This is a genomic window from Anatilimnocola floriformis, from assembly GCF_024256385.1.
GTDB lineage: Bacteria > Planctomycetota > Planctomycetia > Pirellulales > Pirellulaceae > Anatilimnocola > Anatilimnocola floriformis.
Map to the genome: position 1 here is coordinate 1,622,790 of NZ_JAMLFW010000001.1, position 13,321 is coordinate 1,636,110.

Here is a 13,321-nt window from a genome sequence, read left to right on the forward strand (position 1 = left end):
TCTAACCGCGCGGGCTGCAAAATTGCACATCGTTTCTTCGCCGCCCGGGGCCGGTCCGGCGTTGCCGCTGCCGCTCGCGACACCTATAGTTCGAGCATGTCGAAACCTATTCTGACGGTCGATGATTTGCACGTTTCGTTTCGCACCGACGACGGCGCCGTCCGCGCGGTGAACGGCGTGTCGTTCGATCTCCATCCGGGCGAAACCCTCGGCATTGTCGGCGAATCGGGCTCGGGCAAGAGCGTGACGAATCTCGCCATGCTCGGCCTCATTCCCAAGCCGCCCGGCGTGATCGAGCGCGGCCGGGCGATGTTTGGCAATCAAGATTTGCTCAAGCTGAGCCTGGCCGAGCTCTCGGCGATTCGCGGCAAGCGGATTGCGATGATCTTTCAAGATCCGATGACCGCGCTGAATCCTTACCTGTCGGTCGCCGAGCAATTGATGGAGGTCACTGAGCTCCATCTCAAGCACACTCCCGCGCAGGCTCGCAAACACGCCATCGAAATGCTCGAAAAGGTCGGCATTCCCGCGGCAGCCGAGCGAATCGATGATTTTCCGCACCAGTTTTCGGGCGGCATGCGGCAGCGAGTGATGATTGCGATGGCGCTGGCCTGTCAGCCAGAAGTTTTGATCGCCGATGAACCGACGACCGCGCTCGATGTGACGATCCAGGCGCAAATGCTGGAGCTCATCGCCGAACTGCAAAAGAAAAACGGCACGGCGGTGATCTTGATCACTCACGCGCTGGGTGTGATCGCCAGCGTTTGTCACCGCGTGCTGGTGATGTACGCCGGCAAGATCGTGGAGCAGGCGGGCGTGTTTGAGTTGTTCGACAAGCCGCAGCATCCTTACACGCTGGGCTTGCTGAAATCGATTCCGCGGTGGGATGAGTCGCACACCGACAAGCTTTCTGCCATTGAGGGCCAACCGCCCGATATGTTGCGGCCGCCAACGGGTTGTCCGTTTCATCCTCGCTGCGAGTTTGTGATGGAACGCTGCAAACAAGAAATGCCGCCGCTCGAAAAAGCGATTCACGGCGGATTAAAGGCTTGCTTTGCCGATCTCACGAATATCACCTCGCCGACCAAAGCGGCCCGCGCCGCGGGAGCCCACGCATGAGCACCGCGACCATCGCTGAACCTGTTACGTCGAAAGCCAAAGTCGGCAAGCCGTTGCTGGAAGTGAAGAACCTGAAGGTCCACTTTCCCACGCGCAAAGGTGGCTGGTTTGGTAAGCCCGGTTTGCTGCGCGCCGTCGATGGCGTGTCGTTCACGATTCACGAGGGAGAAACGCTGGGCCTGGTCGGTGAATCGGGCTGCGGCAAAACGACAACCGCCCGCGCTGCGATTCATCTGCAAAAACCGACGAGCGGCGAAATCTGGCTCGGCGGCACGCGGATCGATTCGCTGTCGGCTGGCCAGATGCAGCCGCATCGCAAGCAGATCCAGATGATCTTTCAGGATCCGTTCGCCTCACTCAACCCGCGGATGACCGTCGGCCGCATCATTCAAGAACCGATGGAGATCTTCGGCCTGCACGGCAACCATCGCAAGCTCGAAGCCATGCGGCTGATGGATCTGGTGGGCCTGAATCCGCGTTTTCTCAATCGCTATCCGCACGAGTTCTCGGGCGGTCAGCGCCAACGCATCGGCATCGCCCGCGCGCTGGCCGTGCAACCCAAGCTGATCGTGTGCGACGAACCGGTTTCAGCGCTCGATGTGTCGATTCAAGCGCAGGTGATCAACCTGCTGATGGATTTGCAACGGCAACTGGGTCTCGCTTATCTCTTCATCTCGCACGACCTCTCCGTCGTGCGACATATCTCACATCGCATCGGCGTGATGTACCTCGGCCGCATCGTGGAACTGGCGACGGCCGACGCGCTTCATGCCCGGCCGCGACATCCGTATACACAGGCCCTGCTATCGGCAGCGCCGATTCCCGATCCGGTGCTGCAGCGCGAACGCAAACGCATCATCTTGCAGGGCGAAGTCCCCTCGGCAGATCGCGTTTACCCCGGTTGTCCTTTTGCCGATCGTTGCCCGATTGCCGAAGGCCGTTGCCGCGAAGTCGTGCCGTTGCTGGAAGGACGGCAGCACTTGGTGGCGTGTATTAAGGCACCGGCAGAGTAGCGGGGCGATTTGCCCAAAGAGCAGGCATTTCGGCAGGATCCCGTAGTTCGTAGCCATGCTTCGAACGAGGGCTGCAGAAGCTCGGGTGTGACGATTGGCGACTCGTCCGAAGCATGGCTTCGGACTACGTTTTGCTTGCCCAGGGAGGAACTGTATCTGGCGCTCTGACGCATGACGCACTCACGCCTGACCCAAGTTGTCTGCGGCCGGTGTCTATTGGGTTGCCGGACGGTCGGCTGGCGCGTCGACGGCGCGATGAGTGGAGATTTTTCGCCCTGTTCATTCCCACCGGCACCCACCCGAATAGGTTGCAATATCGTGTGATATTCCGGAGGCAATATCTCACCGAAAGCCGAACCTAACCTGATTACCCGAAATGAGTTATTGAAAATTCAATCTTTCGCATCATCTGCAATATTGCGGCCGCCCTTATTGGGGGATCGCTGTGTCCCAGGTGATGGTTTGCTGGCTGCCTGGCAGCGGCATACAATCCAAGCCCATCAGCAGAAAGGAACTTACCAATGCCCACCGTCGCCATTCTCGGCGCCAGCACCGATCGCTCGAAATACGGCAACAAGTCGGTCCGCGCCCATCAGGCCAAAGGCTTCACGGTTTATCCGATCAATCCCAAGGCCGACGAGATCGAGGGGATCAAAGCCTTTGCTTCGATCGCCGATGTGCCGGCGGGTACGATCGATCGCGTGAGCGTTTATTTGCCGCCGGCGATCGGCATGAAAGTGTTGCCCGATATCGCGGCTCGCGGTTGCGGCGAACTCTGGCTGAATCCGGGCAGCGAGAGCGATGAATTGGTCGCCGAGGCCGAACGACTGGGGCTGAACGTCGTGCAGGCTTGCAGTATCGTGGATGTCGGTTTGTCGCCGCGCGAATTGCCGTAGCGTTGGAATCATGAGCATGCACATCGTCAACGTCGGCGAAGCCGAGCCGTTCGTCACCAAGGATGGCTCGGAGATCCGCGAGTTGCTCGCGCACCGCAACTCGTGCATTCAAAAGCAGAGCCTGGCCGAGGCCCGCGTATCGCCGGGGCAAACCACACAGCCGCATTATCATCCGCAAACCGAAGAGATCTATTACATCTTGCAGGGCTGCGGCCGGATGTGGGTCGGCAAGGACATTCGCGATGTTGGCCCCGGCGATGCGATTGCCATTCCGCCGGGCGAGCCGCATCAAATCAAAAATACCGGTACGGCGACGCTCCTCTTCTTGTGCTGCTGTGCACCGGGCTACGAACATACGGATACGGTGCTTTTGGAAACGATGCCCACTTAGAAAGATGTCATGACCTCTCCCGCCAGCAAGTATTTCGTCACCAAGCCCGATTGTTCGCGGCACCAGATTTTTCCCGGCGTGATGATCAACACGGTCGCCGGCGAAAAGACCATGATCTCGATTGTCGAGCTCGAGCCGCGCTCCGAAGTCAAACCGCATCAACACCCGCACGAACAAATGGGCTACCTCGTCAGCGGCGAACTGACCTTCACCATCGGTGACGAAACTCGCGTGGTGAAGCCCGGCGAAATGTGGCGGATTCCCGGCGGCGTAGTGCACGGCTGCGTGGCGGGAAGCGAACCGACGCTTGCGATCGATGTGTTTAATCCGATTCGGGAAGACTACCGATGATGATCCGCAATTGGCTGCGCGTGCTCTCCACGGTTGCTTGCTGCGTGACTTGGATGAGCGTGTGCGCAGACGCGCGGGCTCAGGGCGACAAAAAGATCGAGCCGCGCGTCACTTTTGCGACGCAGACCGAATTGATCCGCTCGCTGGCGTTCACTAGTGACGGCAAACAGCTGGTGGTTTCGCCACAGGAAAACGATTGCTTGGTCTACGACGCGACCAGCGGCGAAAAGTCGGCGACCGAACTCAAGTCGGTTCGCGGCCCGACGGTTTTCTTGATGCCAGGAAAGACGCCGGGGACGATCTATTGCATCGAGAAACTCGTCAACCGCCTTGTTGATCTCAAGACCGGCAAAGACCTCGCCCAGCATGGCGTGGCAGTGAATTTCTCTCCCTGCGGCGGCTGGAATCGGAAATACGATCGCTTGTTCTTCGGCACCGAGCATGGCGGGATTGGGTTCCTCGCATCGAACCTCGCAGAGTCCGTCGGCGGGTTTTCGCCCACCGAGGCGCCGAATCTGGCGGCGCAAATTCGGGCCTGCGCAGTGGCCTACTCCGCCGATGGCAAACTAGCGGCCAGCGCTCGGCCGAATGGTCGCGTCTATTTGTGGACGGCGAACAATCTGGAAGAAACCGGTGCAGTGGGAGTTTCTGCGCATCGCGATATCGTCGATGCCCTCGAGTTCACTCCAACGGGATTGCTTTCGCTCGGGCTCGACGGTTACATCAAACGGTGGAACACCACTGGCGATGAAATCGGTACGTACTCGCTCGACAAGAATCTCGATCGCGGCTGGCTGCTCGCCGGCGGTCAGATTGCAGCCGTGGTGAAGAAGCCGCTGACCGGGCAGCTCGAGTTCTATCAGGTGCCTGCAAAGGACGGCGAACTGAAGCTGGTTGCTTCGCTGCCGGTCGGCGATCTGCTGGCTAACTTTCCCACGCATGTACCCGACTTCACCGTCCCCGCCATTGCCATTTCGCCCGACGGCCAGCGTTTGGCAGTCACAGTGAAAATGGTGGCCCGCGATTTGACGATTAACCGCGGCGGCATTTACGACGTCTCCAGCTTCATGCCGAAGATGCCAGCCGTGGAACCACCGCCGCGCGAAGTCGCCAGCGGCAAGCCGATGACCACCAAGCAACCGCCTGTCACTCCTGCCAAAGTGGAACGTGAGTTTCGCAACTGGAAGACCGCCGACGGCGCGTCGACGGTCGAAGCTCAATTCCTCGGCAAGATCGGCGACAACGTTCGCCTGAAGCGTAAGGACAACGAAAAGGTGATTACGATCCCGCTCGCTAAACTGAGCGCGGAAGATCAAACCTACGTCCGCGGTTTGCGCTAAGCCAAATCGACGGTGAAGCGCGAGGCCTGTCCCTGCTTGAGTCCATCATAGACGACGAGAATCTCCCAACGTTTTCCTTCATCTTTTAGCACCGCGAGCCCTTCGGCCTTGGCAGCGGTTTGCACGACGCCCGTGCTGGAAACCGGCGGCGGCAAATCGCCGATCAACCGCAGGCCAGTTTTTTTCGCCGGTGAACCGACGCCCGGCACGTGATCTTCACCGTCCCACCAGTAGAGGCGATAACTCCCCGGGCCATCCCCCATCGGCCCGGCGAGAATCACCACGCCGTTGCTAACATGCGCCAGATCGCGCACTCCGCGCCCACCCAAATCGACAAACAGCACTTCTGGTTTGGTGATTTTCTTTCCCACTTTGCAACGCATCACCGGCGTGAAGTTCCCACGCAAGATTGGGCCGCGAAAGCCGACGTAGACGTGCTCCCGGAAGAACGCGAGCCCTTCGACATCAACACCGTTCTCCTTGCTCGCCATCTTGCTGAATTGCTTGAACGGCTCGAGCTTGTGCAGAATGCCGCGCAAGCTAAACCGCGCGATTGTCCCAGCCTCACCATCGCCACTCAATGTGAATCGCAGCAGCACGTCGCGCGTCGGCTCGGCGGACGGCTGAGAAAACAATGCCGCGCGGTTCCTGGCGTAGGGCTTCGTCGGATCAACCCTCTTCCGCTTCGCTGAATGCGAACCGATAACGTAGATGTCGTTGCCCGCCACGGCGATCCCTTCCAGATCCATCTCCTCATCGCCGCCCCGCGGCTTATCGAGCACCACGGTGCCGCTGGGAACAGCGCGATAGTCGGTGCCATCGGCTTCGAAGATCTGCAGCACGTTGCCGCGGTCGGTCACTTCGTCGGAAACGATTAGCGCCTTGCCGTTCCAAAAGCCCACGGCACTTGCATCCTTGCCGCCCAGAATACCCTTTAGCTTGACGACGCCGCTGAACGTGATTTTTGCCATGACAGGTTGAGCTCCTAGACTTGAGGCAGGTAGGTAGGATCGCGAGATCAACATATCGAACCGCAATTGCTGGTTCAATCATTTGTGCGGTGTTAATTACTGGTGCTTTCAGCGGTTGAGATAAGTGCCTCGAATGCTGCGTGCCTGCCAAATCCGCAGCGTCTTCGCTGGCGCACGCTTTGCACTTATTCCACATGGCATAGTGCGCGCATCGACCATCGCCTTCACCTACCGGCTATTACTCGCATGCCTCGACGTTCAACCACCCACGAATCGCTGGCCACGTTTCATCCTCCCGTGCGCGAGTGGTTTCAGGAGAGTTTTCCTGAACCCACCGGCGCCCAGCAGCAAGCCTGGCGGCAAATCGAACAAGGTGAACACACGCTGCTGCTTGCTCCCACTGGCTCAGGCAAAACGCTGGCTGCTTTTCTAGTGGCCATTAATCGAATCATGTTTGCCGAGCGGCCGAAGGAGGCGGCTCGCGGCGTGAAGGTTCTCTATATTTCGCCGTTGAAAGCACTGGGGGCGGATGTCGAACGGAATCTGCGCGCGCCGATCGCGGGCGTGCGGGCCGTTGCCGAACGCAGCGGCACCGAGCATCACGTGCCGACGGTGGCCGTCCGCAGCGGTGACACATCGACGGCTGACCGCACGGAGATGGTGAAGCGGCCTCCGGATATTCTGATCACGACGCCGGAGTCGCTCTATCTGCTACTGACGTCGCGCTCGCGCGACATCCTCACTAGCATCGACACGATCATCATCGACGAAATTCACTCGTTGGTTCCGGGCAAACGCGGCGCGCATCTGGCGACGTCGCTCGAACGCTTGGAAGATCTCCGGCGGAAGACTGATCCCTCGCGTTCGCCCGCGCAGAGGATCGGCCTGTCGGCCACGCAGCGGCCCCTCGATGAAGTTGCACGGTTCCTGGCAGGCGCCGAAATCGATGAAGCGAACGGCGAAGTGACTCCGCGGCGCGTCAGCATCGTCGAAGCAGGCCGCAGTAAGCAATTGCAACTGCGCATCGAAGTTCCCGTCGAAGACATGACAAAGCTGGGCGTCGAGGAAGAACGCTTCTCCGGCCCGGCATCGGGTGGGCCGGTGCGAACTTCCATCTGGCCATCGATTCATCCGCGGCTAGTCGAGTTGATTCGTCAGCACCGCAGCACGATGATCTTCGTCAACAGCCGGCGATTGGCCGAGCGCCTGGCGGGAGCCGTCAATGAGCTTGCCGGCGAAGAAATCGCGCTCGCCCATCACGGCTCGATTGCCAAAGATACTCGCCTAGCCATTGAAGATCGCCTCAAGCTCGGCAACTTGCCGGCGATCGTGGCCACGTCGTCGCTGGAACTCGGCATCGACATGGGCGCGGTCGATCTGGTCATTCAGATCGAAGCCCCGCCGTCGATCGCCTCCGGCATTCAACGCATCGGCCGGGCGGGACATCAGGTCGGTGCTCCATCGAGCGGCGTGATTTTTCCGAAGTATCGCGGCGATTTGCTGGCCTGCAGTGCCGCGGCCGAACGGATGGTTCGCGGCGAGGTCGAGGAGACTCGCTACCCGCGCAATCCGCTCGACGTGCTCGCTCAGCAGATTGTGGCGATGGTCGCGCTCGAGCCGGTGAACGTCGAAGCCATTTACAACACGGTCCGCCGCGCGGCTCCGTATGCTCAACTGCCGCGTGCCAGTTTCGAAGGGGTGCTCGATTTGCTCGCGGGCCGTTATCCATCGCATGAATTTGCCGAGCTGCGGCCGCGCGTGAATTGGGATCGCCTGGCGGGCACGGTTTCGCCGCGGAAAGGATCGCAACGGCTGGCGATCTTGAACGCCGGTACCATTCCCGACCGCGGCACTTATGGAGTGTTCCTAGCCGGCGGAGAAGGGAAGACGAGTCGCGTGGGCGAGCTCGACGAAGAAATGGTTTTTGAAACGCGGCCCGGCGACATATTTCTGCTCGGCGCTTCTTCGTGGCGGGTGCTGGAGATCACTAAGGATCAAGTGCTCGTGGTGCCAGCTCCCGGCGAGTCGGGGAAGATGCCGTTCTGGCGCGGCGATGGTCCCGGCAGGCCGCTGGAGTTTGGACGCGCGATCGGTTCACTCGCGCGGCGACTCGTTCGCATGGATCGCGAAGTGGCGCAGAAACGGCTGACGACAGAACACGCGCTCGATGAACGGGCGGCGACGAACCTGCTGAACTATCTGCACGATCAGGCGGCTGCCACCGACGAACCGCCGAGCGATAAAACGATCATCGTCGAATGCCTCGTCGACGAAGTGGGCGACTGGCGAGTCTGCATCTTGTCGCCGTTCGGCAGTCGCGTGCATGCTCCCTGGGCGATGGCGGTTGCCGCTCGGCTCCGCAGCGAGACCACCGGCGAGGTCGATCTGATGTGGTCCGACGATGGCATCGTGCTGCGTTTGCCCGAAGCCGATGAGCCGCCGCCGCTCGAGAAGCTGTTGCCGCTATCCAGCGAGATCGAAGACGAAGTCGTTGAGCAGGTCGGCTCGACCGCGCTATTCGCGGCCCGCTTTCGCGAGAATGCAGCCCGCGCGCTGTTGCTGCCGCGACGCTTGCCAGGAAAACGAACGCCGCTGTGGCTGCAGCGCCGCAAAGCTGCCGATCTGTTGTCGGTCGCCGCGCGTTATTCGCAGTTTCCGATTCTGCTCGAGACATACCGTGAATGCCTGCGCGATGTGTTCGATATCGCCGGACTGCGGTCGATTCTGCAAGAGGTTGAGAAGCGGACGATTCGCGTGAAGCAAGTGGTTTCGAAGACGGCTTCGCCGTTTGCTTCGTCGCTGATGTTCAACTACGTGAGCAACTTCCTCTACGACGGCGATGCGCCGCTGGCGGAGCGGCGCGCGGCGACGCTGGCCCTCGATCAGGCACAGCTGCGGGAGTTGCTGGGAACGGCGGAGCTGCGGGAATTGCTCGATGCCGATGTCATCGGTGAACTCGGGCTCGAGCTGCAAATGCTCGAACGACGTTATCCGATCGGCGATGCGGATGGCGTGCATGATTTGCTGCTGCAGCTGGGTGATTTGAGTCGCGCGGAGGTTTTTTCGAGATTGGGCATCCCGCGAGACGATGCAGAATCACTTCTCGCCACTTGGCTGGATTCGCTGACAACGAACCGTCGCGTTGTGGAGTGTCGCATTGGTGGCGAAAGTCGCTTCATCGCCGCCGAAGATGCAGGCCGTTATCGCGATGCGCTCGGCGTGGCGCCGCCGCGCGGTTTGCCCGATGCTTTTCTGCAGCCGGTGCAGGCTCCGCTAATCGATCTCGTCGGCCGATACGCGCGGCGACATACACCCTTTCGACTGGAGGAAGTCGCTCAGCGTTTGGGCGCGAGCACTTCGCAGGTCGAAACGACCCTCAAGGAGTTGGCTAGCGATGGCCGCGTGCTGGAAGGCGAATTCCTCCCCGGCCGGCGCGATCGCGAATGGTGCGATGCGGAGGTGCTTCGCCAATTGAAGCGCCGTTCGCTCGCTCGGCTGCGAGAGCAGGTCGAACCGGTGGAACAGGCGGCCCTTGCGCGGTTCCTTATCAATTGGCAGGGAATCGCGCAGCCGCGGCGTGGGCTCGATGGCTTGCTCGATGTCATCGAGCAATTGCAAGGCGTCGCGCTGCCGGCGTCAGACTGGGAACGTCAGATCCTGCCCGCCCGTAGCATTGATTTTCGTGCGAGCGACCTCGATGAATTGTGCGCCTCGGGCGAAGTGCTCTGGCAGGGAGCGGGAGGCATCGGCTCGGAAGATGGTCGCGTGGCGTTTTATCTGACCGATCATTTCGCGCGACTCGCCGAACCGGTGACTCCCGTCGAGGGAAAAATCGAAGATCAGATTCGCGCCGCGCTCACGCGCCGCAATGCGATCTTTTTCGATGAACTGGCCCGCGACATCGGCGGTTTCAAAACGGATCTGGCCGACGCGCTGTGGCGGATGGTGTGGGCCGGTGAAGTGACCAACGATACGCTCATGCCTCTCCGTTCATTGCGCCGGCAAAAGCAGGCCGCGAAAAAGTCACACCGTGGCGGGAGGGGATTTCGTTCGCGGCGAACCACGCTTCAACCCGGTACGGAAGGCCGCTGGTCGCTACTGAGCGAATCGCTACGTAGCCCCGTGACTGCAACTGAACAGCAAACGGCGCGAGCGACACAGCTCATCGAGCGATATGGAATCGTCACGCGCGAGATGGTGGGTTCCGAGGGGCTCGCCGGCGGTTTTTCAGCGATTTATCCAGTCTTCAAAGCGATGGAAGAATCAGGCCGAATTCGCCGCGGTTATTTCGTGGCCGGCCTGGGTGCCGCTCAATTTGCTGCGCCGGGGGCTGACGATCGCGTGCGTGAACAAGCCGACGAAGATCCTGCCAATCCGCCGCCGGCAATTGTGCTGGCCGCGACTGATCCGGCGAATCCCTACGGCGCAGCACTTCCCTGGCCAGAGCGAACCGACGAAGCGCGTCCCGCGCGAGCCGCTGGCGCTCGCGTCATTTTGCACAACGGCCATTTGATCGGATATTTGAACCGATCGAGCGAACAACTGCTCACGTTCCTCCCTGCCGACGAACCGCAGCGTTCGAAAGCGCAGGCCGCGCTCGTCGATGCGATTGGCAAGCTCGCCACCGACCGCACACCGGCGTTCCTTAGCATGATCGATCGCCTCGCACCGGAGGCAACAGCCATGGCCAAGCCGCTGCAAGCGGCCGGCTTCGTGGCGACGAGTCGGGGACTGCTGCATCGGCGGCGAGGAGCGTAAGGATGCCCGAAGGAGATACGATTCATCGCGCGGCGACGCGACTGAGAGCGGTGCTCGATGGCCAGCTCATCGAACGGGCCGAATCGCGCTGGCTCGGCGCGGTGGCGGCGTCGTTCCCGGGCCGCAAGATTCAAAGCATCGAAGCTCGTGGCAAGCATTTGCTGATCGCGCTCGACGATGATCGCGTGATCCATTCGCACATGGGCATGACCGGTTCGTGGCATATCTATCGTCCGGGCGAGCCTTGGTTCAAGCCGCCGCAGCGGGCCGCCATTTCGCTCGACTGTCCCGCAGTCTGCGTCGTTTGCTTCACGCCGAAGCTGCTAGAGGTGCTGACCGCAACAGCTTTGCGGAGGCATGACTATCTCAACCGCCTCGGTCCGGACTTGCTGGCGAAGCCGCCCTCCGATGAGGAAGTGATCGCGCGTTTTCGGCAGGGCAACAACTTGCCGATCGGCCAGGCGGTGATGAATCAAACCATCGTGAGTGGCATCGGTAATGTCTACAAGTCGGAGTTGCTGTTTTCGTTGCGGCTCCATCCGCTGTTGCTCGTCAGCGATATGTCGGATGAGCAACTACTGGAACTTACGACTCTGGCGAGTGAGTTGATGTCCCAAAATCTAAGTGGCCGGCCGCGAACGACGCGTCATTCGCTCGATGGCGGCCGCTTCTATGCTTACGGCCGCAGCGGCAAAGCGTGCTACACCTGTAGCACGCCGATTGAAGTGATCCGGCAAGGCGACGCCGGTCGTACGACGTATTTTTGTCCGCACTGTCAGGCTCTCGCGCTCCATTCCCCCTAGAATGGAGGCATGGCGAAGAAAAAGTCAGCAGCGGCGGCGACGGAAGCCTGCACCGAGCGAGTCGAGGTGGCCGGCCATATTATCGACAGCCTGATCTTGCCGAAAATTCTCGACATCATCACGGCGAGCGGCGGTGCGTTCAAAATCGAACGCATCACCATCGGTCAGGCGCGCAAAGATCCGAGCTATGCCTTGCTCGAGGTTACCGCGCCCAGCGAAGAACGACTCCAGCAGATATTGGCCATCATCGCCGATCATGGCGCGGTGGCGGTGTCGCAGGCCGATTGTCGATTGGTGGCAGCTGATATGGACGGCGCTTTTCCGGAAGGCTTTTACAGCAGCACCAATCAGCGGACTGAAGTTCGCCTCAACGGCGAATGGGTTGAAGTGCAGCTGCAAGAGATGGATATGGGAGTTGTCGTAGATCCGGCCGCACAAACGGCGACTTGTCGCGCGATGACCGAAGTGAAGCAAGGTGATCTGTATGTCGTGGGTCATGCTGGTACGCGCGTGCATCCGCCGGAACGACAGGAGCAGAAGCACGGCTTCGAATTCATGAACAGCGCGGTTTCGACCGAAAAGCCGAAGGGCGTGGCTATTCGGCAGGTTGCGACTGAGATGGTGCAAACCAAACAGCGCGGCGGCAAGACGCTGCTCGTCGGCGGGCCGGCGATTGTGCACACCGGCAGCGACGAACACGTGTGTGAACTCATTCGCCGCGGCTATATCAATAGCCTGTTCGCGGGCAATGCGCTTGCCACGCACGACATCGAGCAGTCGCTCTTCGGCACGAGTCTGGGCGTGCGACTCGATTGCGGCGACATCGTCGAAGCCGGTCACGAACATCATCTGCGGGCGATCAACCGCGTCCGCCGCTGGGGCGGCATTCGGCCGGCGGTGGAAAAAGGAGAACTGAAAAGCGGCATCATGTACGAGTGTGTGAAGCACGACGTGCCGTACTTGCTGGCCGGCAGCATTCGCGACGACGGCCCGCTGACCGATGTCATCACCGACTCGCTCGATGCCCAGCGGCAAATGCGTGAAGGGATTCGCGACATCACGTTCTGCCTGATGGTGGCCACCACGCTGCACTCGATCGCTGTCGGCAATCTGTTGCCGGCGTGGGTCAAGGTAGTGTGCGTCGACATCAACCCCTCGACGGTCATCAAGCTCAACGATCGCGGTTCGTTTCAAACAGTAGGTTTGGTGACCGACGTCGAGCCGTTTTTTCGGTCGCTGCTGGCGGAAATCGATCGGTTGGAAAAAGCAACATCATGAAACACGTCGATCGCATCCTCGAAACCTGTCTCTGCGTCGAGAATCTCGCAGCAGCGCGGAAGTTTTACACCAAAGTGCTCGGCTTGACGGTTTTCGCCGAGCAGAATGATCGCCATTTGTTTTTCCGCGTCGGCAATCAAATGCTGCTGCTGTTCGATCCCAAGGAAAGTAGCAAGCCGCTGGGAACGATTCCCGCGCATGGCACGCACGGCGCCGGGCATGTTTGTTTTGCGACGACTGACGCCGAACTCGCCGAATGGCAGCAGCAATTGGAAGCACACGGCGTGGCCATCGAGAGCATCCACGTGTGGCCCGAGGGACATCGGTCGCTTTACTTTCGCGATCCGTTTGGGAACTCGCTCGAGCTGACGACGCCGAAGATTTGGGGCATTGAGAATTAA

11 protein-coding genes are annotated in these 13,321 nt (G+C 60.4%); 10 read left to right on the forward strand and 1 reads right to left on the reverse strand.

Annotation, left to right across the window (positions count from 1 at the left end; genetic code table 11):
* Nucleotides 1-96: 96 nt before the first annotated feature.
* The 6 genes from M9Q49_RS06690 to M9Q49_RS06715 all read left to right on the forward strand — a co-directional run bounded on the left by M9Q49_RS06690 (nucleotide 97) and on the right by M9Q49_RS06715 (nucleotide 5,110).
* On the forward strand, nucleotides 97-1,119 hold the full coding sequence (locus M9Q49_RS06690; protein ID WP_254507937.1) for an ABC transporter ATP-binding protein: 1,023 nt from the start codon (nucleotides 97-99) through the stop codon (nucleotides 1,117-1,119).
* Nucleotides 1,116-2,132, forward strand: a complete 1,017-nt coding sequence (locus M9Q49_RS06695) for an ABC transporter ATP-binding protein (RefSeq protein ID WP_254507938.1) — start codon at nucleotides 1,116-1,118, stop codon at nucleotides 2,130-2,132. Before M9Q49_RS06690 ends, M9Q49_RS06695 begins: the two co-directional genes overlap by 4 nt.
* A 521-nt stretch (nucleotides 2,133-2,653) precedes the next feature.
* Nucleotides 2,654-3,028, forward strand: a complete 375-nt coding sequence (locus M9Q49_RS06700; protein WP_254507939.1) for a CoA-binding protein — start codon at nucleotides 2,654-2,656, stop codon at nucleotides 3,026-3,028.
* A 10-nt stretch (nucleotides 3,029-3,038) separates the two neighbouring features.
* Entirely contained in the window at nucleotides 3,039-3,419 is a 381-nt protein-coding gene (locus tag M9Q49_RS06705) for a cupin domain-containing protein (protein ID WP_254507940.1), read from the forward strand.
* Between the two features lie 9 nt (nucleotides 3,420-3,428).
* Nucleotides 3,429-3,770 carry a cupin domain-containing protein gene (locus M9Q49_RS06710; protein WP_254507941.1) on the forward strand — a complete coding sequence of 114 codons (342 nt, stop codon included), beginning with the start codon at nucleotides 3,429-3,431 and terminating at the stop codon, nucleotides 3,768-3,770.
* On the forward strand, nucleotides 3,767-5,110 hold the full coding sequence (locus tag M9Q49_RS06715; RefSeq protein ID WP_254507942.1) for an SHD1 domain-containing protein: 1,344 nt from the start codon (nucleotides 3,767-3,769) through the stop codon (nucleotides 5,108-5,110). The genes M9Q49_RS06710 and M9Q49_RS06715 overlap by 4 nt, the downstream gene beginning before the upstream one ends.
* Here M9Q49_RS06715 and M9Q49_RS06720 read toward each other — a convergent pair.
* The gene (locus tag M9Q49_RS06720; protein WP_254507943.1) at nucleotides 5,107-6,081 is read right to left on the reverse strand and encodes a DUF3616 domain-containing protein; all 975 of its coding nucleotides are present in this window, start codon (nucleotides 6,079-6,081) and stop codon (nucleotides 5,107-5,109) included. The genes M9Q49_RS06715 and M9Q49_RS06720 overlap by 4 nt on opposite strands.
* A gap of 246 nt (nucleotides 6,082-6,327) precedes the next feature.
* On the opposite strand from M9Q49_RS06720, the gene M9Q49_RS06725 reads away from it, so the two are divergent.
* Genes M9Q49_RS06725 through M9Q49_RS06740 form a run of 4 tightly spaced genes read left to right on the forward strand, consistent with a single transcriptional unit; the run spans nucleotide 6,328 to nucleotide 13,321 of the window.
* The gene (locus M9Q49_RS06725) at nucleotides 6,328-10,839 is read left to right on the forward strand and encodes an Lhr family helicase (protein ID WP_254507944.1); all 4,512 of its coding nucleotides are present in this window, start codon (nucleotides 6,328-6,330) and stop codon (nucleotides 10,837-10,839) included.
* Between the two features lie 2 nt (nucleotides 10,840-10,841).
* The gene (locus M9Q49_RS06730; RefSeq protein ID WP_254507945.1) at nucleotides 10,842-11,642 is read left to right on the forward strand and encodes an Fpg/Nei family DNA glycosylase; all 801 of its coding nucleotides are present in this window, start codon (nucleotides 10,842-10,844) and stop codon (nucleotides 11,640-11,642) included.
* Nucleotides 11,643-11,651: 9 nt separating this feature from the next.
* The gene (locus M9Q49_RS06735; RefSeq protein ID WP_254507946.1) at nucleotides 11,652-12,920 is read left to right on the forward strand and encodes an ornithine cyclodeaminase; all 1,269 of its coding nucleotides are present in this window, start codon (nucleotides 11,652-11,654) and stop codon (nucleotides 12,918-12,920) included.
* Nucleotides 12,917-13,321, forward strand: a complete 405-nt coding sequence (locus tag M9Q49_RS06740) for a VOC family protein (RefSeq protein ID WP_254507947.1) — start codon at nucleotides 12,917-12,919, stop codon at nucleotides 13,319-13,321. The genes M9Q49_RS06735 and M9Q49_RS06740 overlap by 4 nt, the downstream gene beginning before the upstream one ends.

Coding starts and splice junctions, on each gene's coding strand:
- M9Q49_RS06690 (WP_254507937.1), top strand. CDS start 97: ATGTCGAAACCTATTCTGACGGTCGATGATTTGCACGTTTCGTTTCGC.
- M9Q49_RS06695 (WP_254507938.1), top strand. CDS start 1,116: ATGAGCACCGCGACCATCGCTGAACCTGTTACGTCGAAAGCCAAAGTC.
- M9Q49_RS06700 (WP_254507939.1), top strand. CDS start 2,654: ATGCCCACCGTCGCCATTCTCGGCGCCAGCACCGATCGCTCGAAATAC.
- M9Q49_RS06705 (WP_254507940.1), top strand. CDS start 3,039: ATGAGCATGCACATCGTCAACGTCGGCGAAGCCGAGCCGTTCGTCACC.
- M9Q49_RS06710 (WP_254507941.1), top strand. CDS start 3,429: ATGACCTCTCCCGCCAGCAAGTATTTCGTCACCAAGCCCGATTGTTCG.
- M9Q49_RS06715 (WP_254507942.1), top strand. CDS start 3,767: ATGATGATCCGCAATTGGCTGCGCGTGCTCTCCACGGTTGCTTGCTGC.
- M9Q49_RS06720 (WP_254507943.1), bottom strand. CDS start 6,081: ATGGCAAAAATCACGTTCAGCGGCGTCGTCAAGCTAAAGGGTATTCTG.
- M9Q49_RS06725 (WP_254507944.1), top strand. CDS start 6,328: ATGCCTCGACGTTCAACCACCCACGAATCGCTGGCCACGTTTCATCCT.
- M9Q49_RS06730 (WP_254507945.1), top strand. CDS start 10,842: ATGCCCGAAGGAGATACGATTCATCGCGCGGCGACGCGACTGAGAGCG.
- M9Q49_RS06735 (WP_254507946.1), top strand. CDS start 11,652: ATGGCGAAGAAAAAGTCAGCAGCGGCGGCGACGGAAGCCTGCACCGAG.
- M9Q49_RS06740 (WP_254507947.1), top strand. CDS start 12,917: ATGAAACACGTCGATCGCATCCTCGAAACCTGTCTCTGCGTCGAGAAT.